The organism is Gilliamella sp. (genome assembly GCF_024104075.1).
GTDB classification, from domain to species: domain Bacteria; phylum Pseudomonadota; class Gammaproteobacteria; order Enterobacterales; family Orbaceae; genus Gilliamella; species Gilliamella bombi.
Genome location: NZ_JAGGHR010000022.1, coordinates 1 through 26,004, shown reverse-complemented (window position 1 = coordinate 26,004; position 26,004 = coordinate 1). Strand labels below are relative to the sequence as shown.

Below are 26,004 nucleotides of genomic sequence, written 5' to 3'. Positions count from 1 at the left end.
TACCAAGAATTGGATCTATTTTGGTAAGTGAAATAAATTAAGTGTAAGGATTAGGATATTTTGATACAGGAATAAGATAGGTATATTGACCTTGCTGTGTTATGGAAAAGCTTTTTACTCTAAAATCATTCAGGTAGAGCATTGATTTTATTAAATTTTTATTTAAGCGTTTTTAGTGAAATCAAGCATTTATAAGATATTTAGTACTAAAGCTTTTATATTTCATTTAACTGTTAAATTTTAGCAAAGAAATTTCAATTAACTAAAATTTTAAATAAAAAAACAAATTATTATCAAGTTACTCTAATGATAGTTTATTCAAACATATTGATTTATTGATTAATTACTGATTTACTGTTCATCAGCAAAATACTAACTTATTATTTTAATTAACTATAAAAACAAATAAGTAATCATGAAATAAAAAATATAAGGAAAAATTAGAATGGAATTTCTTTTTTATTTCTTCTTCTTCGCAGTAGTAATAATTATAGTGGCATTTATTAATCTTTTTAGTTTGAAAGATCAAATTGTCCGGTTAAGAATTCAGTTAACAGAGGTACAAGAGGTCCTTTTATCACTCAAAGAACAACTTTATCAACAAAATAGTTCGGCTGAGTTAGAAGAAAATTCAGATGAAAAAGAGGATATTGAGCACGATAATACTAATTCGCAATTTGAATATTCAAATAGCAATACTACTGAAGAAACAGCGGATATTGCTGTTCAAATAGAGCCTCCAACCGAAATTTCTTTACCTTGTGCAGCTAATAATAACCATTTAAACGATGGACTTTTGCAACTTAATGAGCAAAATGAACCCGCCCTGTTACAAGAAAATATGCAACTTGATTCAGTAACAGTAGAACAACCCGATTCTCAATATCAAGAATTCAGTCAGGAAGAAGAGTTACCAACATTAGCTAGCGAATCTCTGGCGATAGAAACTCCAGAACAAGAAAAAATCAATCTTGATGAAGCTGCATTACAAACAGCAGATCCATTTAACCCACAATACAGACCAGTTACAAATACTGGACCCAATCCGTTATTTATTTTTTTTAATTGGTTAATTAAAGGCAATGTAATTGCCAAAATTGCTATTGTGATCTTATTTTTAGGTCTAACCTATCTATTTAAATACAGTATTGAACATGATTATATTTCACCTGAGATCAGAATCTTAGGAACCTTAGTATTAGGTTTTGTTTTGTTAGGAATCGGTTGGAAATTAAGACATAAACGAGAAATCTACGCCTTAATATTACAAGGCGGTGCCTTTGCTATTTTATATCTGACCATATTTGCCGCCTATAGGTTATACGAACTTGTACCTATGTTAATTACGTTTGCTATTTTGTTAATTATTTGCTCAACAAGCATTTTATTTTCCATTTTGCAAAGAGCTATGAGTCTAGCAATTATAGCCTGTATCGGCGGTTATGTGACACCGATTTTACTATCCAATGGTTCAGGCAATCATATTGCTTTATTTAGTTATTATTTGATGATTTCCAGTGCTATTTTAGTTGTTAGCATCTGGCAGTCTTGGCGAATACTTAATTTATTAGGATTTTTATTCACCTTTGTAATATCTCTACTATGGGGAATGAGTAATTTCCGCCCTGGGTTTTACATTGAATGCCAAATATTTATCATCGCCAATATGTTAATTTATGGTATTTTAGCTGTTTTATTCTCGGTTCGAAGTTTTAATAAAGAACATAATCAAAATGCTATTGATTTAATTTTACTATTTGGCACACCGTTATCCGGTTTTGCATTACAATATTCTATTACCAATCAGTGGGAATTTGGACCTGCATTTTCATCATTGGCATTTGGTCTGTTTTATATTATTGGCTCTTATTTCATTCTGCGCTTGTTGAAATCTTCAGCAAAAAAAATCTCGCTTTATGGCTTGGCCATTGGTCTATCATTTAGTACGTTGGCTATTCCACTTGCCTTTAGTGCCAATTGGACTGCCACAATTTGGTTATTTGAAGGAACAGCATTAAGTTGGATTATGCTTTCGCAAAAACATTATCGTACTGCTTTATTAGGTGTCGCAATTACATTATTTGGTATTGTTTCAGCTTGTATATCTTTCGAATATGAACAATTAAATCCGAGCTCGCTTACACTACTACTTGGTATTATAAGTGCCATTTTGCTAGTGAATGCCTGTTTATGGCATTGCTATGGTTGTAGAATTAATACAAATAATTTACTTAAAACGATGTTTATCGCTGTTGCTGTTATATTTTGGGTAATATGGATTTTATCAAGTATTTATTTACATATTGACAATACAACACCAAAAGTATTACCAATTTTATTATGCTTCACTTTTTCTTCATGGCTATGGTATATCGTTGGGAAAAAAATCAATTGGCATCAGCTCTGTTATTCTGGGTTAACCTTATGGCTAATGATATTACTAGCTTTATTTAAAAGCTATGCCGAATCCTACTATTTATTAAACTCTGGCATTTGGAGCGTGGTTTGGATCATAGCCTTTGTTAGTGCTTACTATTATTTACATATTGGAAAGGCACTTATCACAAACAGTATTGTAAATCGTAGTTTTAAAATAAATAAACAAAATATTTATCGTTTATTTGATATGTTACACATCAGTTTATTTTGGATGATTTTATACTGGATAACACGAGAATCTACTCATTTACTTAATCAATTACCATGGGGATACGAAGTAATAAAATGGAGTGTAACTGCAACTATTGCTAGCAGCATTATTCTACTATTTTATATACTGATTAAACGCCAAATTATGACCACAATATCATTAATTAAATCTTATTGGATGATAGGTTTATTACCTGTTGTTATCTATTTAGGATTTTATTTAATAGTTGGGCTTGGTATGAGTGGTCAAATCATTTATTGGAATTATGTTCCTATCATTAATCCACTTGAAGAAAGTGCAATCTTTGCTTTAATGATGTTTAGCGTTTGGTTAAAACTTGCAATAAACCATTTACAACTAAATAGCAGGATAATGAATCTTGCAAGCTTTAAAATACCATTACCTAATATGGTTCTAGTGCCTTTAATTGTTTTAACCTTTTTCTGGGGAAACAGTATCGTTTTACGCTGCTTAAGCCAAATGTTTGACATATCTTGGACAGCTAATTCTTTATGGCACAATAATATTGTCCAAATGACTGCATCATTACTTTGGATGTTAACTGCAGTAATATTGGTGACTATTGGACACCGTTATTCACTTCGGAAAATATGGTATAGCGGTGAATTTATTCAAGTGATCGTTATTATTAAATTAATATTTGTAGATATCCGTGAGCTTGATGGATTACTTCGTGCATTTGCCTTTATTGGTGTTGCGTTATTAATGCTGTTAATTGGGTATTTAGCACCATTACCGCCTAAGTTAAAAAATGGTGATACTGATGAATAAATACACTATAAAAAATAGGTTTAAGTTTAACAATGACGTTTTCAGAAATCATTCTGATAATATCATTCAGTTTAATATAACAATAAATAAAAATTCGTGAATGTCATTGATTATTATGGATAAAAAATTATGAAAAAATTTCTATTGAGTTCGCTGTTATTAATAAGTGGATTTAGCCAAGCGATAGACAAAACTAACCAGTATGCCTATGGTGCCATGATTGATATCTCCAACGATACTAGCATGTATAGCAGAATAGAACTGACTCATGATGTTTATACACAAACATTATCAAGTTCATTAGATGATATTCGCATTTTTAACCAAAAAGGTCAGCCTGTACCTTATGCATTAGTCAATGTTTATCAGCAAAGTGATAATAATCAAACTTTTCCAGTGGCTATTTACGCGTTAAATGAAAACAAAGATGAAGATCAAAGCAAAATGGCGATTGAACAGTATAATATCAATATCAACAATAAAGATGTTCAAATCTATCTCGATAAAGCAAATAGCCAAGGTGACTATACCGCAAGGTATTTATTGCAAATTCCCGAAAATGTTAAGTTAGAACAAGCCATAAGTCGTTTATCCATTGATTTTGATGTAGCTGAAAATCAAAATTGGCAAGCAATTGCTAAATTGCTTTATAGCCAAGATTTAAGTAATTGGCAAACTGCACTCAATAATGTTCCAATGATGTCTTTGACTGATAACAATAGTAATCAGTCACTTAGAGTAAATACAATTGATATACCAACAAACACTAATTACAAAGCACGCTATTGGATTTTATTATTAAAGTCAGATCAATCCACAGTTCCTAACGTCAAAAAAATTGAATTTACTTCAAGAAAAGAAACACCAAAATTAGCTCTTTTCCCAATTAACTTCGAACTAACATCATCAGATGGTCAAGAAGCAACTTATCAGTTACCATCACCTCAACCAGTTAGAGAGTTATCAATTAAGCTACAAAACCCACGTATGGTTTTACCTACTAGCATCTATTATAAAACCGATGACAAAGATAAAACATGGCATAAACTTGATGACTATATTATTCGAAACATAGATAGCAATGATCATAGCCAACATATCAGTGCTGGATTAATTATTAAACAAGTAAAAATTAAAGCCATCAACGCAAGCTTTGATGAAGCACCACAACTAACAGCTTACCGCAATCGCATGAGTGTTGTTTTTAATAGCGCCAATAATGGTCCCTTCATTTTAGCTTGGGGATCAGCAAAAGCAACGTCTGCATCGTTAAGTGAAAAAGCATTACTTTCAGATTCAATATCTGTAGTTGATGTGCCACAAGCCTTTGTTGGTGAAAATATTAAACTAGCAGGTAAAAAAGTATTATCCCAAGCAAATAATGATCCGACAAGAGATTCAATTTTACCTAAATGGTTAATTTGGGTTAGCTTAGTTATTGGCGCTATCATATTAATTATTATTGCATTAAAATTACTTAACGAAGTTAAAAAGTCATAAAAATGAAAGCTAAAATATAAAAATGACTAGAAATAAGCACTTAATAGAAATTTACTCCATTGAGTGCACCACACATCTAAATACTGATAATTTTTAATTAGATAAGATGATAGAGACAATAAAAGGCTTTGATTTTGGCTTAAGTCATTGTGGTAACAAACATTCGCCGACTTAAGCCGGCGAATTGTAGCATATTAAATTACGCTTCGTTCCAGCTATCTCTTAACCCTACGGTTCGGTTAAACACTAGCTTATCTTCAGTTGCAAACTTGCTATCTAAACAAAAATAACCTTCTCGTTCAAATTGATAAGCTTTCCCCGCCTGAGCTTTTTGTAAACTAGGTTCAACAAGACCTTGCTTAATCACTAACGAAGTAGGATTAATGGTTGATAAAAATTCCTCTGCTGCACCTGGGTTTGGCGTATTAAATAGACGATCATACAGGCGAATTTCGGCTGGTTTTGCAAATTTAGCTGAAACCCAATGAATTACACCTTTGACTTTACGACCATCTTCAGGATTTTTATTTAAGGTTGCTGGATCATAACTACAATAAATCGTTTGAATATTACCTTCGGCATCTTTTTCAACTCGATTTGCTCGAATCACATAGGCATTACGCAATCGCACTTCTTTACCTAATACTAAACGTTTGTAATTTTTGTTGGCTTCTTCTCGAAAATCCGCACGATCAATATAGATTTCACGAGTGAAAGTGACTTCTCGATGACCCAGCTCAGGACGATTTGGATGATTTGGCATACTAAGCACTTCATCAATAGTATCCGAGAAGTTTTCAATGACAACTTTAACTGGATCAAGCACCGCCATAGCACGAGGCGCATTTTCGTTAAGATCTTCGCGAATACAAAACTCAAGGGTACTCATTTCTACGGTATTTTCTTGTTTTGTCACACCAATTCGACGGCAAAATTCACGGATCGAAGCTGGTGTATAACCACGACGACGTAAACCTGAAACAGTCGGCATACGCGGATCATCCCAACCATCAACAATTTTTTCTGAAACAAGTAAATTTAATTTACGTTTTGAAGTAATCGCATATTCAAGATTTAATCTTGAAAATTCATACTGATGAGGTCGTGCCTCGATTGTAATATTATCTAATACCCAGTCGTATAAACGGCGATTGTCTTGGAATTCAAGTGTACAAAGCGAATGGGTAATATTTTCGATCGCATCAGAAATACAGTGGGTGAAATCGTACATTGGATAAATACACCATTTATTACCTGTTTGGTGATGTTCTGCAAATTTAATACGATATAATACTGGATCTCGCATCACAATAAATGGTGATGCCATGTCAATTTTAGCACGCAGACATGCTTTTCCTTCGGCAAATTTGCCCTCTTTCATTTGGGTAAAAAGCGCTAAATTTTCATCGATGCTACGATCACGATAAGGGCTATTTTTACCCGGTTGAGTAAGTGTTCCTCGATATTCACGGATTTCATCAGCTGAAAGCTCGTCAACATAAGCAAGTCCTTTATTGATTAGCTCAATAGCATATTCATATAATTGGTCGAAATAGTCAGATGAGTAACAAATTTCACCATCCCATTCAAACCCTAACCAACGGACATCTTCTTTAATCGAGTCAACATACTCTATATCTTCTTTAGCTGGATTAGTATCGTCAAAACGTAAATTACATTTACCTTTATAATCTTGCGCAATACCGAAATTTAAACATATTGATTTAGCATGACCAATATGTAAATAACCATTAGGCTCTGGAGGAAAACGTGTGTGCGTAGTTTTATACTTTCCTGCTGCTAAATCAGCATCAATAATTTGGCGAATAAAATTAGATGGACGATTATCTGTTTCGCTCGGTAATGAACCGCTCATAAAAAAACCTCTGGTGATATATTTATTAATAACAAATTGAGAATATTTGCTATATTATTGCTTATTATGTAACGAATATAACAAATTTTTCTTATTTCTGAAATGGAAAACAGACGATTCCCATCGACAAAATTAGTCTTTGATTAAACCCTGCTATTTTTAACAAAAAAACATATCTTTTTAGCAAAAACACAAAAATAAAAAATTAAATAAAATAAAAGCTCTACCTGACGGTTTTCGCTAAAAATACAACTAATTATTTTTATTCATCACCCGATTTCAATGAAACCACAAATCTTGCTCCACCTAGTGGGCTAGTGACAACAAAGGCTTTACCATTATGAAATTCTGCCATTAGTTTTACATAAGCTAAACCGAGTCCATAACCTCCAGTTGATCGAGTTCGGCTCGTATCAAGTCTTGCAAAAGGCATAAAAATCTTTTCACGTGCATCAAAGGGAATGCCCACACCATCATCATCGATTTCAAGAATGACTCGATTTTCTTGTTTTGTGATATTCAAAACTGCTTTATGTGCTGCATACTTAAAAGCATTTAGTAACAAATTTTTAACTATGGTTTCAACTAAATTAGTATCAATCATTGCATATGCATCTTGGCTATTACAAGTTAGTTCAAATCCTTTTGGTTTAAATAATGTTAAGGATTGGCAAACTTTTTCACTCCACTGTTTTAATGATACCCTCGTGAAGTTTAATTCAACATTGCTTTGCTGCATTTTAAAGTAATTTAAACTAGCATTGATTAATGTCTCAAGTTCATTAATATCATCACTCATGCCTTTTTGTAGCAAAAATCTCTCTTTTTCATCGGTAGACTCTTCAAGCATACTAAGTTCAAATCGCATACGGGCAAGAGGTGTACGTAATTCATGAGCCATCGCATGAGAGATTGTTTGATTGGTACCAACTAGATGTTCAATATGCGTTCCCATATTATTTAAAACATTTGCTAGCGGCTTAAATAACCAACCTTTAACATTTTCGGTTCGGGCTTTTAAATTACCTTGCCCTAACTGCTCGGCAGTTTGTCTGATATTAACTAGATCCTTCCATACGGCACTAAAAGCCATATAAATTAAAATAAAAAAAACAATAGCACTAAACAAAGCCCAAATAACAAGAAAGATGGTCAAGGACATGGTATTGGATGCCAAAATATCCCGCATTACAATCGGGCCTAATTGAAGCAAATTGCCATCTTTTAAATCTATATAAACAATCTCATTATCACCATCATAAGAAAAACCAAGTTTTTTTAACTCATTAAGCACAGTATCAGGTAACGGTGTGTTAATTGGTAACACTTCGATAGGGTAGCCAAAATAAGGTTGCAATTCATTAACCACTTCTTGAAGGGGTCGATCTTTATGTTCTTTAATTTGCATACGAATCAGATTCACTGTACCTCGTTGAGATTCACGAAATACAACATGATCATCTGGCATATCGGTTAATGATGAAGGTAATGAATCAAAAACCAATAAAGCCCCATAAGCAATAATACTTTGCAATAAAAGTAAAATAACTAGATAAAATACAATACGGCGATTAAAAAATAGCGGCTTGGCTAATAATTGACTCAATGATTTTCTCCTTCTCGCATAAATAAGTAGCCTTTTCCTCGCACTGTTTTTATGCGAGACGGATTATCTGGATCATCGAGTAATTTACGACGAAGTCTTGAAACACGAGCATCAATAGAACGATCGCTACCATCAAAATCGATCCCTCTTACTTGAGAAAAAATATCATCTCGAGAAAGAATAGTTCCCGCATTATAAGCAAGCAACCATAGCAGATCGAATTCGGCTGTGGTTAAATCAATTTCTTGCTCGTGCAAGAGTACTTTTCGGTTTTCACCGTCTATGACTAGATTATCAAATATTAAAGTTTTATTATTCTGTGGTAAAACAAACTCTTTCGTATTGTCTTTGTCGGTTTCTATCTGTTTCCGTCGTAATAAAGCTCGTATTCGCGCTAGTAATAATCTGGGTTCAACTGGTTTTGCTAAATAATCATCCGCTCCCAATTCAAGCCCAACAATTTCATCAATATTATCTTCACTTGCTGTCATGATCAGTATAAAATTACTAAACCATGTACGAATATCTCGACAAATATCAAAACCTGTTTTTACAGGTAACATTACATCTAAAATAACTAGATCGGGATTAAGTTGTTGAATCTTTTCTTCTGCCCCTTCTCCACTATTATGCCATTCAACAAGATATCCTTGCCGAATTAGATAAACTTGAATTAAATTAGCTAAGCGCTGATCATCTTCAATGATTAATATACGTTCACTCATTATCTGTTCTCGATTACTGTAGCTTGTACCTAGAGATACCTCATTATACAGATAATTTTTTTCCCGTTACAAAATATATACAAAGAGGCTACAAAGTTTATAGCAACTCTATGAGAGAATTTACGCCAATATCTATAAATAGACTATTTTTTATCAAAATGAATACTTTTTCATCAATAGCGAACCATCTTTTTCATCCATCTTATCCACAAAATCACACGCCAATTGTTTTGTGTGATTTTGATGGTACGATTAGTGTTAAAGATGTCACCGATACTTTACTAAGCCACTTTGGTCAAAATGGTTGTGATGAGCTTGAAGAATTGTGGGTTAACGGTAAAATTGGCTCTCAAGAATGTATGAGTAAACAAATTGCATTAATGGATGCAAGCTTAGATGAACTCAATCAAGTTTTATCACAAATTGAAATAGACATGGATTTTAAAGCTTTTATTCATTATACCGAACAGAACAATATTCCCGTTCATGTGGTCAGCGACGGTTTAGATTATGCCATTGAGTTTATTTTAAAACGTCATGGTATTGAACATTTACCAATTTTTGCTAATAAATTAATGCATAATAACGCACGCAGCTGGCGCCTTGAGTTTCCTTACGCAAACAAGGACTGTATTAAGCAAAGTGGCAATTGCAAATGTAATCATGTAAAAAAACAACAGCACTTTTCGCAAATATTATATGTTGGTGACGGTACATCAGACTATTGCGTATCACATAATGTTGATTTCGTTTTTGCCAAAGACAAGTTAGTTAATTATTGTGAAAAAAATAAAATTGAACATTGTAAGATTACTAGTTTCGCAGATGTAACCTCGGCATTAAAACGGGCACAACATGCCGTTATCCCTGTCATGATGGTAAAATAAAGGAATATTAATGAGTACAATTCAAAATTTATCTTACTTTCTACCAGGTAACAAAAATGGCGTACTTTTGATTCATGGTTTAACTGGTACCCCTAATGAAATGCGCATTTTAGCTAATGGATTAAATAAAGCTGGATTTACTGTTTATGCAATCCAATTAGCTGGGCATTGTGGTACTGAAGAAGATCTGTGTAAAACAACATGGCAAGATTGGTATAAAAGCGTACAAGATGGCGCAGATTATTTAGCACAGCATGTAGATAATGTTTTTGTTGCTGGATTATCAATGGGTGCGCTACTTGCACTAAAACTTGCTGCCGATAGACCTGAACAAATTAAAGGTGTTGGCGTTTTAGCCCCCACATTTTGTTATGATGGTTGGAGTATGCCATTTTGGGCAAAAAAACTTTTCTTCTTATTAGTCTATTTTAAAAAATTGGGTATTTTTCAAAAAAAGGTTTTCATTGAAAAACCACCTTATGGGCTTAAAGATGAACGCATTCGCGCAGTAGTGTCCGAAAGCATGTTAAGTGGCGATGCGGCATCAGCAGGGCTTGCTGGTAACCCGTTTCCTGCACTTGCCGAAATGCAGTTATTGGCAAAAGAGATGCGCAAACAATTACCTAAAGTAATTTCGCCTTGTTTAATTATGCATTCAGGCAATGATGATATCGCCAATATAGAAACTAATGCCAAATTAGTTGAAAAATCAGTATCAGGCTCAACAAAATTAGTGGTCTTAAATGATAGTTATCATTTAATTACTATTGACAGCCAACGCCGTGAAGTAATCAAAGAGTGTGCATCGTTCTTTGATAATATCGCAGAAGGAATAAAAGCATAATGTCACCATTAGTTATTATACTTTGGATTAGTAATATCTGTTTTGATACGCTAGGACAAGTCGCTTTTAAATTTGCAGCCATCGCGCCAAATAATCGCGATGGTTGGTACTACTGGCTAGATTTATCGAAAAATAAGTGGATTTGGGTTGGTGTTATATCTTATATTGCTGAATTTTTATTATGGTTAGCCTTTTTAACCTTAGTCCCTCTTTCTCAAGGCGTATTACTTGCTTCATTTAATATCATTACGATTATGTTAGTTGGTCGAATTATTTTTAAAGAATTACTAACTATTTATCGCTTAATTGGGATGCTATTAATTACAGCTGGTGTCATTTTTGTAGGAATGTCTTAATATGGCTAGATTTTATTTAATTGGATTTTCTGTATTGCTCTTTTTTGACACAATTGCGCAATGTAGTTTTAAATTAACGGCTATCGAAGCTCAACCATTAGAAATGAGTATTCAATGGTTAATCCGAGTATTTACCAATCCTTGGATTTATATTTCAATAGTAGGATATATTCTTACTTTCTTCACTTGGATGACATTATTAAAAAAAGCACCTGTAGGTCCTGCTTTTGCTGCATCACACTTTGAAATTGTGACAGTTATGATTGTTTCAATCTGGTTATTTCACGAACCGATTACATTATTCAAGTTAATAGGTGCAATATTAATTGTTTCAGGTATTCTCTTTTTAGCCCTAGCTGAAAATAAATTATCTAAACAAAATTTACACAATCATCAACATTAAATTCTGAACACAATAATGGAAAGGTAGGTAAAGGTTTATACTTAAAGTACCGCTTTCCTAAAACCTTTTTACAAGTTTATACTGCTAATGCCCTTAATAAGGTTAAATTAAGTTGATGTTGTTCTTGTTGCCAATTGATAAGCTTATCTGGCGATATGGTAGGTTGTTTATCGAGTGAACTGAGTAAACGTTTAAACCAATTTGATGATTGCCATATAGATAGCTCTCCCGTAATATCACTACCAATAATTCTAGGTTTTATTGATGATATAGTATCAAGAATATGATATGTTTGTAGCTTACCTTGATCCCAATTGGTATGAATTACATCTTCGCTCAATACATCTTTATCAATCGATAAGTAAACGGGTTGTGCACTGTGATACTGTTCTGATAAAAAGCTCGCAATAAGATCATCTGGTGTTGCAAAATGTCGAAAAGCGTGTCCTAAACCAATTTTTTTGGCCCATGCAACATTGACCTCCAAGCTCCAATAAGTCAACTTTTTATGAAAAAGCGCTGACCATCTATTTTCCCAAAAATGAGAAAGCCCAATATCATGAGACGTAATACCAAGTACATGTACATGACTAACAAAAGGCAAACTTGCCACATAACTAACCCATGAGCCACAATGAATACCAAACAAATATCGCATATTGTCTGGATGATTATCAAAAATCACGACTTGAATTGGATTTTCGGCAGAGTATTGTTTAGCTAGATTTTCAATCAGTAATAATGAAATATGGTGATAATCACCGCTACCCATTAATACCGTGCCATGGTTTTCAGGTAAAGATTGCTGTAACACATCTTTAAATTGGTGAAATTTTTTCTTAGTACAACCAAAACGAATCGCATCTTGCCATTGGGTAAAATCAATCGTTTTAGCATGATAAATTTCACCAACACTTCTATCAAAATTGAGAATAATAGGACATGTCATGTTACTTTCTCCTTGTCACTTTCAAAATGACCAATGAATCTACGCAATACGGTTCTTAATAATGGATTGCGAATATAGACAAGATGTTTAGTAAAGGTGAATTTTGCACCTAACGAAGCTTTTACTTCGGGATCTGTCCAACCTGCAATATAGTGACTAAAACCTTGCTGTAAAGCATATTCAAGATTAACAAACCAACTTACAAAATAGAGATTAAGTTCCCTTGCCTGCGGATAAACCATACCGATATATTTATCAACTAGCATATTATTAACAACAAAACAAATATTGAACCCCACCAACCTATCATTATAGTGATAAGTCACTATATGTGCATTTTGGGTTTTACATTGTAATAGTTGGGTGAAAAATGGTTTGGTCAATAAGTCAAAATGTATTTCACTTTGCTGATAAACATTAAGATACAATTGATAATACTCATCTAGAACAGTATCATTAAAAAAACAATCATCACCACTATGCAAAACATTAATATTTAATTTTTCACGTGATCTTAATTTTCTTCTAAAATTTTTACGTCGGCTATAAGAAAACCGTAAAAAAACCTCGTCCATATTTGCAAAGTCAATCGGAACCCAAGCTAATGCCTGCCCTTCAACTTCTATAAAACCATTTTCTTTTAATGACGAAATAAAATCCATTGAATAATGGTTGTCTTTTTCGTTTAGTAAAGGAGAAGCAACAGGAATATCTTTAACAATAAAAAAAGGATACTGCTTAGCATAAGCAGCTTTAAGGTGTTCAGCCAATTGATTCACATCAACGTTATCAGTTAATAATGCATATTCCGAAACAGTAGCACCAACAAAACAAGTATGAGGTTGTAAATAACGCCGCCATTTATTATAAAAAGGAAGTTTCTGAACTTTATGCCTGAAATCATCATCTGCAGTAGTAAGAAGATCAAACTTAGCAGAAAAAATAGGCACACCATCTTCGCTCAGCCATGCTGAAAAATCTTGCGGAGGATGAGCTAAAAAATTGTTTATTAATTCATTAGGTTCTAACTGATTAAGGTATTTCATAAGGTAAATCTATGATTGGCTGTAACACATAATCCCGCCAATAGACATTGACGGGATTATGAAGATCAAACAATTAAAGTTCTTTTTTCGCTCGGGTAATTAACTGATCTAGAAGTTCAATACCTTGATCAATTTCCTGACGAGAAATGTGTAATGATGGTGCAAAAGTAATCACATTTTTATAGTAACCACCAATATCAAGCACTAATCCCATTTTGGTACCTTTCCAATCAAGATCACCAGACATACCAATATCAACCATTTTGTCAACTAAGGCTTTATTAGCTGTAAAGCCATCTTCTGTACAAATTTCTGCGCGAAGTGCCAAGCCTAAACCATCAACTTCACCAATTTCTTTATGTTTCTTCTCAAGTGTTTTTAAACCCTCAAGGAAATAAGCACCACTATCCATTACCATTTTTTCGTAATCTGTTTCAGAAGTCATTTTTAATACTTCAAGACCAACAGCTGTACCTAATGGATTTGATGCAAAAGTTGAGTGGGTTGAGCCAACTGGGAATACTTGAGGATTGATTAATTCTTCACGCGCCCATAAACCACCTAGTGGATTAAGACCATTAGTTAATGCTTTAGCAAAAACAACAACATCAGGTTTAACATCAAAGTGTTCAATTGACCAAAGTTTACCTGTACGATAAAAGCCCATTTGGATTTCATCAACCACCAATAAAATACCATACTGATCTAAAACTTTTTTAAGTCCTTTAAAGTAATTACGAGGAGGAACAATATAACCACCTGTTGCCTGTAAAGGTTCAGCATAGAACGCTGCATATTCAGCTTGCCCAACTTTTGGATCCCAAACACCGTGGTATTCAGTTTCAAATAAACGCGCAAATTCTGCGACTAAATGTTCACCATACTCTTCTGCTGTCATGCCTTTTGGACGACGGAAAGGATATGGGAATGGAACAAACATAGCACGATCACCAAAATGACCATAGCGACGACGATAACGATAACTTGATGTAATTGATGAAGCACCTAGAGTTCGGCCATGGTATCCACCTTGGAAAGCGAACATTAATGATTTACCACCAGTAGCATTACGAACAACTTTTAAAGAGTCTTCAATACACTGTGAACCACCTACATTGAAATGTACCCGCCCTTCATAACCAAATCGCTTTTCCATACCTTGAGCAATAGTTTTAGCTAATTCAATTTTAGTTGGGTGTAAATATTGGCTAGCACATTGTGGTAAGGTATCAATTTGCTTTTTAAGAACATTATTTAAACGCTCATTGGCATAACCGAAGTTACATGCAGAATACCACATTTGCAGATCAAGGAAAGCTTTGCCTTCTTTGTCATACATATAACTACCTTCACAACCATCAAAAATTTTTGGTGGTTCTACATAATGCACTGTATCACCGAAAGAACAATATTTTGCCTCATCTGCTAACAAAGTAGCATCATCAGGACGGCTATTAATCATTTCTAAAGTTGGTTTACTCATAAGTTGTCTCACTAATTGATATTCAAACATGATAAAATGTGGCATTATTATTCAGGAAATTTGTTTGTTACAATGTACAATTAATGTATAGATTGTGTGACGACAAAACTAACTATCAATAAGATATAAAATTAGTATAAATAACGACAGGTGATCACCTTTTATATATGGGTATGAAAAATGAAAAAAACATTTTGTACACTATCTATTTTATCAATAATAACTTTAGGAGTTACCCAAATTGCATTAGCTGACTCTACCTCTATCGGGGTTGGTGTGGGTCGGACTAATTCACCGTATAAAAGTTATAGTACTAATTATTACCCTATTCCTCATATTGATTATGATAATGGTCTGTTTTTTATCGATGATCTGTCAGCTGGTATTTATGCTTATAATCAGGACAATCAAAGCGTGTCTATTGGCGCACGTTATTTATCTAACGAATTTAAGCCACATGATTCAGATAACCACCAATTAAGACTACTTGATAGCCGCCATTCAACATTACTTGCAGAAATCGAGTATTCTATTGATACCAATTGGGGAAGTTTTTCCAGTAGTGTAGGAACTGATGTATTAAATGAAAGTAATAGTATTTTAATAAATGCTGATTATACTGTTCCTTATATGCAAGGCAATTTGATTGTTGCGCCCACCATCGGTATAAATTGGGCTAATAATAAGCACAATGATTATTATTATGGTGTTTCATATAAAGAAACCTCTCGTTCAGGATTACGATACTTTAATGCTGATGCGTCATTGACACCTTATGCTGAATTAGCTGCACAATATTCATTAACCCCAAATATTGCGACATTTGGTGGTGTTCATATTGACAAATTAACTGGTGATGTGGCAGATAGCCCAATGGTGGACAATAGCACGGTAACCTCGATTTATATGGGTGTATCTTATAGCTTCTGATAAATATACATTTATACTCAATAACCAAATAATGACAGCTTATTATTCTCTATAAGCTGTTACTTATTTAAACAATGATAACCCTTTATCACAAAATGCAGGAAATAGAAAAGTATGCTTTGGTTTAAAAATGCCATAATTTACCAACTTAATAGCGACACGTTACTTAATAAAGATCCAATAGAAAAAGCGCTAAAGTCTCACCCTTTTACTCCATGTGGTAATTTAGACACCACAAAAATGGGTTGGGTTTCGCCTTATCATGATAATAACCAAGATGATTTTATAGTTGATATGCAAGGGCATTTATTATTACGGATCAAAAAAGAAACAAAAATATTACCAGCACCCGTAATAAAACAAGCTTTATTAGAAAAAATCGATAAACAAGAACAAGCACTAAGCAGAAAACTAACTAAAAACGAAAAGGCGACTTTAAAAGATGAAGTTATGATTGATCTAATGCCAAGGGCTTTTAGTAAATATAATCATTATTGGTTATGGTTAGATACGCATAATAAACGCATTATTGTTGACTGTAGTAGCTTTAAACAATCAGAAGATATCTTAGCGATTTTACGTAAAGAGCTTGGCTCACTCGCTTTAACCCCTTTATCGATTGATAAACCACTTGAACAGGTTATGACCTCATGGGCTAAGGAAAACCTAAAATTCCCACCATTTTTATTAGGCGATCAAGCCGAACTAAAAGATCCTCTTGAAGGAAATGGAATTATTAGCTGTAAAAATCAAGAAATCACCAGTGATGAAATGCGTGTCCATTTCGATTCAGGGAAATGGATCACTAAAATTAAAATTATTGATGAAAGAGGCGTTAGCTTTATTGTTAATAGTGACTTAACATTTAAACGAATTAAGTTTGATTCTGCTATTTTGGATGAAAACGAAGATATCGGTTCAGATGAATTTAATAAGCGATTAGAAGCTGACTTTTTTATTATGGCTAATGCATTAGCAAATACTATTAATGACTTTTACATAACAATTAACAAAATTATTTGATAAAATTATCTAAATTTTTTTTATTGTAACTGCAATAACTATAGATTTGCCTATTATCTATGCTATACTTGACAACAGATTATGGGTAACATAATTATATAAAAATAAGTATTGTTCTTTTTAATTTAAATGAATTTTAAACAATAAAAGAAACTAAACATCGTCTATAACAACATATAAGTTGAGGCAATAAAATGAAAAAAACTACTCTAGCTCTAGCAATCGCAGTTGCAAGTTTAACAGCTACTGCAGCTAACGCAGCATACGAAGACAACACTTTTTATACAGGTGCTAAATTAGGTTGGTCAGAGCTTTATCGATTAGATGCACATAAAGTTCGTGGCTTTGATAAAGATGAAGTTGGTATTAAAACTTCAAATCGTAGCAATGTTGCTGGTGGCGCTTTCCTTGGCTTCCAAGCAAACCCATATTTAGCATTTGAGTTAGGTTATGATTGGTTAGGTTCTGCTAAATATAAAAGAACTTGGACTGATGATAAGACTAAAGCGGGTAATAGTAAACTTTCTGCACAAGGCGTTTCATTAACCGGTAAATTAAGCTACCCTATCATTGGCGATCTAGATATTTATGGTCGTGCTGGAGGCATGGTTACTATTGCTAAATGGAAGAATGATATTAAAGAAAGATACGGACGTGGTGGCACAAAAACTGACCTATCTCCAGTTTATGCATTAGGTCTTGACTATCGTTTAGACGAAGACTTCTCTACTCGTTTAGAATACCAATATGTTCAACATATTCATACTAAAAGCAAAGCAACTCCAGACGCAGGTACTGTAAGCTTGGGTATTACTTATCGTTTAGGTTCACCAGCTACTCCAGCACCAGTTGAATTAAAAACTGAAGTAAACCGCTATGTATTAAATGAAGATGTGCTATTTGCTTATGCGAAAGCTGACTTAAAAGAAGAAGGTCGCCAAGCATTAGACAACTTACTAACAAATCTTGTTAAACTTAACCCAACTGAAAGCGCTATCGTAGTAATTGGTCATACTGACCGTATCGGTTCAGTTAGTTATAACCAAAAACTATCAGAACAACGTGCTAACTCAGTAATGAAATATTTAATTGCTAAAGGTGTTCCTTCTAACCTAATTAGTGCTCGTGGTGTGGGTAAATCTCAACCAGTTACTGGTACAAAATGTAATGCTCTTCGTGGTGCTAGCTTAAAAGCTTGTTTAGCTCCAGATCGTCGTGTTGAAATTGAAGTTAAAGCACTTAACGAGAAAGAAGTTCAAGTAACTAATGAAACAAATTAATTTTTTGTTATTTAGATACTTCATTAAGACCCGGTTATAAGCCGGGTTTTTCTTATTTTTATTGTTAACAACTAAATTAAATATTACCTTAGATCTACAAATTATCCACAAAAAAGATTATAATACTTCACGATATTGTTAGTAAGCAAAGTTAAAGGAGTTGCCGTGCCTACCGCTATTTGGCAAGATTGCCTTTCTCAATTACAAGAAGAAATCCCCACAACAGAATTCAACTTATGGATTCGCCCGTTGCAAGCGGAAATGGTTGATAATAAACTCTATATCTATGCGCCCAATAGATTTGTCCTAGATTGGGTAAGAAATAAATATTTAACTACTATTTCTCAACTATTAAATAAACTAATTAATGACGATTCTCTAAAATTATTTCTTGAAGTTGGTTCAACCGTATCCGCAGATAAAAAAGAACAAAATAACCAAAAGAAAGCAGAGGTTGTTCCTGCATGGAAAACAACAAAAGAAACCAATAATAATCATGTGTATCATTCAGGTATTAACCATAAGCACACTTTTAATAGTTTTGTTGAGGGTAAATCAAACCAACTTGCTGTTGCGGCTGCAAAACAAGTAGCTGAAAATCCAGGAAAAGCTTATAATCCACTATTCTTATATGGTTCCACCGGTTTAGGTAAAACGCATTTATTACATGCAGTTGGCAATCAAATAATGGCAAAAAAAGCCAACGCCAAAGTTGTTTACATGCATTCCGAACGCTTTGTGCAAGACATGGTCAAAGCACTACAAAATAACGCTATCGAAGAATTTAAAAATTACTACCGTTCTGTTGATGCTTTACTTATCGATGACATTCAGTTTTTTGCAAATAAAGAGCGATCTCAAGAAGAATTTTTCCATACCTTTAACTCTTTATTAGAAGGTAATCAGCAAATTATTTTAACGTCAGATCGCTATCCTAAAGAAATTAATGGCGTTGAAGACCGACTAAAATCACGTTTTGGTTGGGGACTAACCATTGCAATTGAGCCACCAGAACTAGAAACACGGGTTGCAATTTTAATGAAAAAAGCCGAGGAAAATCATATTAAATTACCTGAAGAAGTCGCTTTTTTTATTGCTAAACGATTACGCTCTAATGTTCGTGAATTAGAAGGTGCTCTTAATCGGGTTATCGCTAATGCTAATTTTACTGGTAAGGCCATTACCATTGATTTTGTTAAAGATGCCTTAAAAGATTTACTCGCTTTACAAGAAAAACTTGTCACCATTGAAAATATACAAAAGACAGTTGCCGAATATTATAAAATTAAAGTATCAGATTTACTTTCTAAACGTCGTTCTCGTTCTGTGGCAAGACCACGGCAAGTAGCAATGGCGCTTGCCAAAGAGCTCACCAATAAAAGCCTACCTGAAATCGGTGACGGCTTTGGTGGAAGAGATCACACGACTGTATTACATGCATGTAGAAAGATCGCAGAGTTAAAAGAAGAAAGTAATAACATTAAAGAAGATTACTCCAATTTAATTCGAACATTATCAACTTAAAAAGAATCAATACTATGAAATTTATTATAGATCGTGAAAAACTAATAAAGCCATTACAACTTGTAAGTGCACCATTAAGTAGTCGCCCTACACTACCAATTTTGGGGAATTTATTATTACAAGTGAGTGATAACACGCTATCGATGACAGGAACTGATCTTGAAATAGAGATGATATCTCATCTACCATTAGTTGAACCGAGTGAACCAGGTGCAACAACCGTGCCAGCAAGAAAGTTTCTTGATATCTGTCGAAACTTACCTAATGATGCCAAAATTTCGATAAGTGTTGACGATAACCGATTGATGATTCAATCAGGACGTAGTAAATTTTCATTATCAACACTACCAGCTACCGATTTTCCAAATTTAGAAAATTGGCAAAGTGATGTTGAACTTTCAGTTCCACAAAAAACCATTAAACGCCTTATTGATGCGGTACAATTTTCAATGGCGAATCAAGACGTAAGATATTACCTAAATGGCATGTTATTTGAAATTGAAGATGGTTTACTAAAATCAGTTGCAACAGATGGACATCGATTAGCTTTATGCTCACAACCTATTGAACAAGATACTAAAACTAATCATTCTGTCATTTTACCAAGAAAAGGGGTACTAGAGCTTGCAAAACTGGTTAGTGATAACGAAGAATTAATCAATATGCAAATTGGTAATAATAACTTACGGATTAATCTTGGTGATTTCACTTTCACATCAAAACTCATTGATGGAAGATTCCCTGACTACAAACGAGTATTGCCACGCAACCCAGATAAACCACTTGAAGTATCTTGCGAAGAACTCAGAAACGCCCTATCAAGAGTTGCGATCTTATCTAATGAAAAATTCCGTGGTATTCGACTTTATGTCCATAACAATCAAATAAAGATTACAGCAAACAACCCAGAACAAGAAGAAGCAGAAGAAGTTATTGACGTAAAATATGAATCCGCAGAGCTTGAAATTGGCTTCAATGTAACCTATCTACTTGATATATTAAATACATTGAAATGTGATAGCGTACAACTATTATTAACCGATGCAACATCAAGTGTACAAATAGAAGATATCAATAATCAAACAGCAACTTATGTTGTTATGCCAATGCGCTTATAATCCAATCTTACTTAATATTCCGGCTTCGTCCGGAATAATTTAAAGCATATGACTCTTTCAAAAATTAAAGTTCATCATTTTCGTAATATTAGTTATGCACAGTTATCTTTATCGCCACATTTCAACTTCATTGTTGGCGATAACGGGAGTGGAAAAACGAGCTTACTTGAAGCTATTTATATGCTTGGTCATGGTCGTGCATTTAGACACACTCAATCTAATCGAATTATTCAACACGAACAGCCAGAACTAGTATTATTCAGCGAACTAAACACAGCCAATCAACAAAATCACTCAATTGGGCTTGCTAAATCGCGTAATAATGATAATAAAATCAGAATAGATGGAGATGAAGGTTATCGATTAACCGATTTAGCCAAATTATTACCCATTCAACTAATCACACCTGAAGGATTTGATTTATTGACTGGTGGACCTAAATATCGCCGAGCATTTATTGATTGGGGATGTTTTCATCATCACCCTGAATTTGTTCATTTATGGAATAATTTAAAGCGTTTATTTAAACAACGCAATGCATTATTAAAGCAATCCCATAGTTATAATCAATTATTACCTTGGGACAAAGAACTTGCACCCATCGCTGAAAAAATTAGCCACATTAGAGAAAACTACTCACAACATATTTTTCCTGAAATTATACAAACTTGCCATGATTTCTTACCCGAATACCAACTTAATTGCCAATATTACCAAGGTTGGGAGCATGGTACTGATTATGCTGAAATATTACGCAAACAGTATGAACGAGACAAACTCCTTAACTACACATCAGCCGGACCACATAAAGCAGATATTCGATTACGTGTTGATAACATTCCAGTTGAAGATCTATTATCACGTGGTCAATTAAAATTATTAATGTGCGCATTACGTTTATCTCAAGGTGAATATTACTCTAAGCAAAATACCCAAGCTTGTATCTACCTACTTGATGATTTTGCATCTGAATTAGATAACAATAAACGCGAATTGTTAGCCAAACGTTTAAAACAAGCTAATTCACAAGTATTTATTACTGCAGTTAACCAATCGCAAATTACCCATATGATCGATGAAAATGATAAGATTTTTCACATAAAATCTGGTATAATTTCGTAAATATACAGAACGATATAAACAATCAAAAAAGTCGAGAAATCCATGTCCAATTCTTATGATTCTTCTAGCATTAAAGTACTCAAAGGGCTTGATGCTGTCCGTAAACGTCCAGGTATGTATATTGGTGATACTGATGATGGTACAGGACTTCACCATATGGTTTTTGAAGTTGTTGATAATGCCATAGATGAAGCATTAGCTGGATATTGTCACCATATTGAAGTAACAATCCACCCTGATAACTCCGTTTCTGTACGTGACGATGGTCGCGGTATTCCAACAGGTATTCATGAAGAAGAAGGTATTTCAGCAGCAGAAGTTATCATGACCGTATTGCATGCTGGCGGTAAATTTGATGATAATTCTTACAAAGTATCTGGTGGTTTGCATGGTGTAGGTGTTTCAGTTGTTAACGCCTTATCAGATAAATTAGAATTAGTTATTTATCGTGATGGAAAAATCCACCAACAAGTTTATAACTTAGGTGTCCCGCAAGCTCCCCTAAAAGTAATTGGCGAAACATCTGAATCTGGCACTTATGTACGCTTCTGGCCAAGCCCAGAAACATTTACCAATATTGAGTTTGTCTACGAAATATTAGCAAAACGACTACGAGAATTATCATTCTTAAACTCAGGCGTATCAATAAGATTACTTGATGAGCGCACAGGCAAAAATGAACATTACCACTACGAAGGTGGCATTCAAGCGTTTGTTGAATACTTAAACAAAAACAAAAATCCTATTCATCCTAAAATATTTTATTTCAGCACAGAAAAAGACGGTATTGGTGTTGAAGTAGCACTACAATGGAACGATGGTTACCAAGAAAACATCTATTGCTTTACTAACAACATTCCACAACGAGATGGCGGTACTCACTTGGCGGGTTTCCGTGGAGCAATGACGCGCACATTAAACAACTATATGGAAGCTGAAGGATACAGCAAAAAAGCCAAAATCAGCGCCACAGGCGATGATGCTCGTGAGGGTTTAATTGCGGTAGTATCAGTTAAAGTACCTGACCCAAAATTCTCATCACAAACCAAAGACAAATTGGTATCATCAGAAGTAAAATCCGCCGTTGAATCCGTAATGGGCGAAAAGTTAACAGAATATCTACTTGAAAACCCAAGTGATGCCAAAATTGTTGTCGGAAAAATCATCGATGCTGCAAGAGCACGAGAAGCCGCCCGTAAAGCGCGCGAAATGACACGTCGAAAAGGCGCTTTAGACTTAGGCGGATTACCAGGTAAACTTGCTGATTGCCAAGAAAAAGACCCAGCTCTATCTGAACTGTACTTAGTGGAAGGGGACTCTGCGGGGGGCTCAGCAAAACAGGGACGCAACCGCAAAAATCAAGCAATCTTACCGCTTAAAGGTAAAATTTTAAATGTTGAAAAAGCACGTTTTGACAAAATGCTCTCATCTCAAGAAGTCGGAACACTAATTACCGCATTAGGTTGTGGAATTGGCCGTGATGAATATAACCCAGACAAAATGCGTTACCACAGCATTATTATCATGACCGATGCCGACGTTGATGGCTCGCATATTCGAACATTATTATTAACATTCTTCTACCGACAAATGCCAGAAATCATTGAGCGAGGTTATGTTTATATTGCACAGCCACCTTTATACAAAGTCAAAAAAGGCAAGCAAGAACAATATATCAAAGATGATGAGGCAATGACGCAATTTCAAATTGCCTTAGCGCTTGAAGATGCATCGTTACATGTCAATGACCATGCACCTGCACTTGCAGGCGAAGCATTAGAAAAACTAATTGCTGAATATCAAAAAGTCGAAAAACTTATTACAAAAATGGAACGTCGCTATCCAAAAGCGTTGCTATCGGAATTAGTTTATCATGATGTATTAAACGAAAGTATTTTACAAAACCAACAACAAGCCGAAAATTGGGCAAAAACCCTTGTTGAAAAACTATCAAATAAAGAACAACATGGTAGCAGCTACCTTTATTCAGCTGAATATAATGAAAAAGCACAACTATATGTGCCAATCATTAAAGTAAAAACTCATGGTGTAGATACTCATTATCCATTAGATCAAGTATTCATCCATAGTAATGAATACCGTAATATCTGCCACCTTGGTGCACAATTAAAAGATCTACTTGAAGACAGCGCCTTTATTCAACGTGGAGAACGCAAACAACCCGTAGAATCTTTTGATGAAGCTGTTGATTGGTTAATTAAAGAATCACGTCGTGGATTAACTATTCAGCGTTATAAAGGACTAGGTGAAATGAACCCAGAACAGTTATGGGAAACCACAATGGATCCAACCAGTCGTCGCATGTTGCAAGTCACCATAAAAGATGCAATTGAAGCGGATCAATTATTTACCACATTAATGGGGGATGAAGTTGAACCACGCCGACTATTTATTGAAGAAAATGCCCTTAAAGCGGCGAATTTAGATTTTTAAATATTGTCGTGATAAAAAGTAAAAAAATCAGACATAATGTCTGATTTTTTTTGTGCAAAGGAATTAGGCGTTGTTTTTTACTCTAAAATCGCTCAGGTAGACCATTGATTTTATTAAATTTTTTATTTTTAAATGAAATCAAACAATTATAGGCTAGCTATTTTTTTATTACGTTGAATTTGGCTTTTTAAGGAAAGCGTTTTTGTTATTTGATAATAGCTATTAATAACAACTTGTTAATAACAACCAGTTAATAGCAAAAGCGCAAGCTTTTAAGGCGTATCGGTCGAGGTGCTATTTTGGTTTTCTGCCATTAAAGCTCAAGGCTCACAAACTTTGCCTGCTCAGCGCCCCAACACTTGCGCTGGGGCTTTATTCTTTTTTATATTTTCCTCTCTGGCACCATAAACACTTTCCGCGCCCTAAGGATTAAGAACTAAACGCTAAAAACTAAGGTGTGGTGCAAACAGCACCGAAGGCGTAGGAAGAAGCGCCAGTGCCGCCGACGGAGCCGCCGGACGAGGGAACAAAGAAGCCATTGCTACCGATCGTGTCGCTTGTCCAGCAGGTGTTGTTGAAGAAGCCCGCACCAACGTAGTTGCCCAAGTAGCCCCACTCCGTGAAAAAACCTGCTCCTATATGACGCATGTAACCATTACCACTAGACTGCGGCGTGGCACCTACTGCACCAGTACAAGGAGCGTAACTATTCATGCCCCAGCCAGAACAAACCGCATTGGTTAAATCCCTTACCCGTGACAAACGATAACCCAAACTATCACACCATGTGCTTTGATTAGAAAGGCTATCTCTTCGAAGTCCCCGATCGACGAACCACTGCCTCAACACAAATCCATACCTAACCTCATTACCTTGACTACCCCTACCAACCAACTCAAATGTCTGTGGCAAAGAAGGACGTCTAAGTGGACTTGGATTATCTGAATTCATCTGAGTACTATCAGCTTTAGGACCATTCAATGTTACCTGCGTGTTTGAGTAAACCCAATTCACCGTTGCTGTTATATCACCACTACCACCATATGTGGTAACAGACCAACTCAACTGACTTGCATCTATCCCAACTATATCCAAATCAAAATACAATCTATCTGCACCTGTTGTTGGAAAATTTAAACCGTAAGATGATGGATTTGTTGACTGAACTAAAAAACCCTTTGCTGGATTCCACATGCTAGGTGGACCTGCATAATCGCCTGTACCGTTATTTAGATTTGGCCTGACCGCACAAATAACGGGCTGTGACGGTAAAGTGATATAATACTCCGCTGTTCCTCCACTAAAAGTACTACTATCTGGCAAACCATATTGTGTAGTTAAACTACCTCCTGTACTACTTAAGGTTACCTTATAAGGTGCATTACATATATCTAATGCATCGCCACGACTAACAGCATTTCCATCTTTATCAGTTA

Annotated in this window: 20 protein-coding genes; 13 read left to right on the top strand and 7 right to left on the bottom strand. The window is 34.6% G+C overall.

The genetic code is table 11. The features are described 5' to 3' along the window. Positions 1-445 precede the first annotated feature (445 nt). Both J6569_RS07845 and J6569_RS07840 read left to right on the top strand, forming a co-directional pair. Positions 446-3,442, top strand: coding sequence for a DUF2339 domain-containing protein (locus J6569_RS07845; protein ID WP_296318184.1), 2,997 nt, complete (start codon positions 446-448; stop codon positions 3,440-3,442). 129 nt (positions 3,443-3,571) lie between these two features. Then, positions 3,572-4,942, top strand: a complete 1,371-nt coding sequence (locus J6569_RS07840; protein WP_174799349.1) for a DUF3999 family protein — start codon at positions 3,572-3,574, stop codon at positions 4,940-4,942. A gap of 199 nt (positions 4,943-5,141) precedes the next feature. Here J6569_RS07840 and glnS read toward each other — a convergent pair whose 3' ends face one another. From glnS to J6569_RS07825, 3 genes are all read right to left on the bottom strand, one after another. Beyond that, positions 5,142-6,818, bottom strand: coding sequence for a glutamine--tRNA ligase (gene glnS / locus J6569_RS07835; protein ID WP_296318183.1), 1,677 nt, complete (start codon positions 6,816-6,818; stop codon positions 5,142-5,144). 262 nt (positions 6,819-7,080) lie between these two features. Then, entirely contained in the window at positions 7,081-8,424 is a 1,344-nt protein-coding gene (locus tag J6569_RS07830; RefSeq protein ID WP_174799347.1) for an ATP-binding protein, read from the bottom strand. Further along, the gene (locus tag J6569_RS07825) at positions 8,421-9,149 is read right to left on the bottom strand and encodes a winged helix-turn-helix domain-containing protein (protein WP_034914270.1); all 729 of its coding nucleotides are present in this window, start codon (positions 9,147-9,149) and stop codon (positions 8,421-8,423) included. The genes J6569_RS07830 and J6569_RS07825 overlap by 4 nt, the downstream gene beginning before the upstream one ends. Before the next feature lie 110 nt (positions 9,150-9,259). Here J6569_RS07825 and J6569_RS07820 point away from each other — a divergent pair, with 110 nt between their 5' ends. From J6569_RS07820 to J6569_RS07805, 4 genes are read left to right on the top strand one after another with little or no spacing between them, the layout of a single operon-like run. Beyond that, positions 9,260-10,036, top strand: coding sequence for an MtnX-like HAD-IB family phosphatase (locus J6569_RS07820; RefSeq protein WP_202983973.1), 777 nt, complete (start codon positions 9,260-9,262; stop codon positions 10,034-10,036). A 10-nt stretch (positions 10,037-10,046) separates the two neighbouring features. Then, complete coding sequence (locus J6569_RS07815) at positions 10,047-10,880, top strand: alpha/beta fold hydrolase (RefSeq protein ID WP_034914274.1); 834 nt, start codon at positions 10,047-10,049, stop codon at positions 10,878-10,880. Beyond that, the gene (locus tag J6569_RS07810; RefSeq protein WP_034914277.1) at positions 10,880-11,236 is read left to right on the top strand and encodes an EamA family transporter; all 357 of its coding nucleotides are present in this window, start codon (positions 10,880-10,882) and stop codon (positions 11,234-11,236) included. Before J6569_RS07815 ends, J6569_RS07810 begins: the two co-directional genes overlap by 1 nt. A 1-nt stretch (position 11,237) precedes the next feature. Then, complete coding sequence (locus tag J6569_RS07805; RefSeq protein WP_034914280.1) at positions 11,238-11,639, top strand: SMR family transporter; 402 nt, start codon at positions 11,238-11,240, stop codon at positions 11,637-11,639. A gap of 76 nt (positions 11,640-11,715) precedes the next feature. Here J6569_RS07805 and J6569_RS07800 read toward each other — a convergent pair whose 3' ends face one another. From J6569_RS07800 to J6569_RS07790, 3 genes are all read right to left on the bottom strand, one after another. After that, positions 11,716-12,588 carry an arginase family protein gene (locus J6569_RS07800; protein ID WP_296318182.1) on the bottom strand — a complete coding sequence of 291 codons (873 nt, stop codon included), beginning with the start codon at positions 12,586-12,588 and terminating at the stop codon, positions 11,716-11,718. Further along, complete coding sequence (locus J6569_RS07795) at positions 12,585-13,634, bottom strand: GNAT family N-acetyltransferase (RefSeq protein ID WP_296318181.1); 1,050 nt, start codon at positions 13,632-13,634, stop codon at positions 12,585-12,587. Before J6569_RS07795 ends, J6569_RS07800 begins: the two co-directional genes overlap by 4 nt. Positions 13,635-13,707: 73 nt before the next feature. Beyond that, a complete protein-coding gene (locus J6569_RS07790) occupies positions 13,708-15,096 on the bottom strand; it encodes an aminotransferase class III-fold pyridoxal phosphate-dependent enzyme (protein ID WP_034914322.1) in 1,389 nt (462 codons plus the stop codon). Between the two features lie 201 nt (positions 15,097-15,297). On the opposite strand from J6569_RS07790, the gene J6569_RS07785 reads away from it, so the two are divergent. The 7 genes from J6569_RS07785 to gyrB all read left to right on the top strand — a co-directional run bounded on the left by J6569_RS07785 (position 15,298) and on the right by gyrB (position 24,568). Then, the gene (locus J6569_RS07785; protein ID WP_296318180.1) at positions 15,298-16,047 is read left to right on the top strand and encodes a MipA/OmpV family protein; all 750 of its coding nucleotides are present in this window, start codon (positions 15,298-15,300) and stop codon (positions 16,045-16,047) included. Positions 16,048-16,161: 114 nt separating this feature from the next. Next, positions 16,162-17,070, top strand: a complete 909-nt coding sequence (locus J6569_RS07780; RefSeq protein ID WP_174799345.1) for a recombination-associated protein RdgC — start codon at positions 16,162-16,164, stop codon at positions 17,068-17,070. 194 nt (positions 17,071-17,264) lie between these two features. After that, a complete protein-coding gene (gene ompA, locus J6569_RS07775; RefSeq protein WP_174799344.1) occupies positions 17,265-18,350 on the top strand; it encodes a porin OmpA in 1,086 nt (361 codons plus the stop codon). A gap of 165 nt (positions 18,351-18,515) precedes the next feature. Next, positions 18,516-19,874, top strand: coding sequence for a chromosomal replication initiator protein DnaA (gene dnaA, locus J6569_RS07770; protein WP_034914300.1), 1,359 nt, complete (start codon positions 18,516-18,518; stop codon positions 19,872-19,874). A 14-nt stretch (positions 19,875-19,888) separates the two neighbouring features. Continuing rightward, the gene (gene dnaN, locus J6569_RS07765; protein WP_296300523.1) at positions 19,889-20,992 is read left to right on the top strand and encodes a DNA polymerase III subunit beta; all 1,104 of its coding nucleotides are present in this window, start codon (positions 19,889-19,891) and stop codon (positions 20,990-20,992) included. 48 nt (positions 20,993-21,040) lie between these two features. Then, positions 21,041-22,114: a DNA replication/repair protein RecF gene (gene recF, locus J6569_RS07760; RefSeq protein WP_296318179.1), complete on the top strand. Its 1,074-nt coding sequence runs from the start codon at positions 21,041-21,043 to the stop codon at positions 22,112-22,114. A gap of 42 nt (positions 22,115-22,156) precedes the next feature. Continuing rightward, positions 22,157-24,568, top strand: a complete 2,412-nt coding sequence (gene gyrB / locus J6569_RS07755; RefSeq protein WP_065589224.1) for a DNA topoisomerase (ATP-hydrolyzing) subunit B — start codon at positions 22,157-22,159, stop codon at positions 24,566-24,568. 450 nt (positions 24,569-25,018) lie between these two features. On the opposite strand, the gene J6569_RS07750 is transcribed toward gyrB, so the two are convergent. Beyond that, positions 25,019-26,004 (bottom strand): hypothetical protein (locus J6569_RS07750; RefSeq protein ID WP_296318178.1); only part of this gene is annotated, 986 nt, incomplete at its 5' end.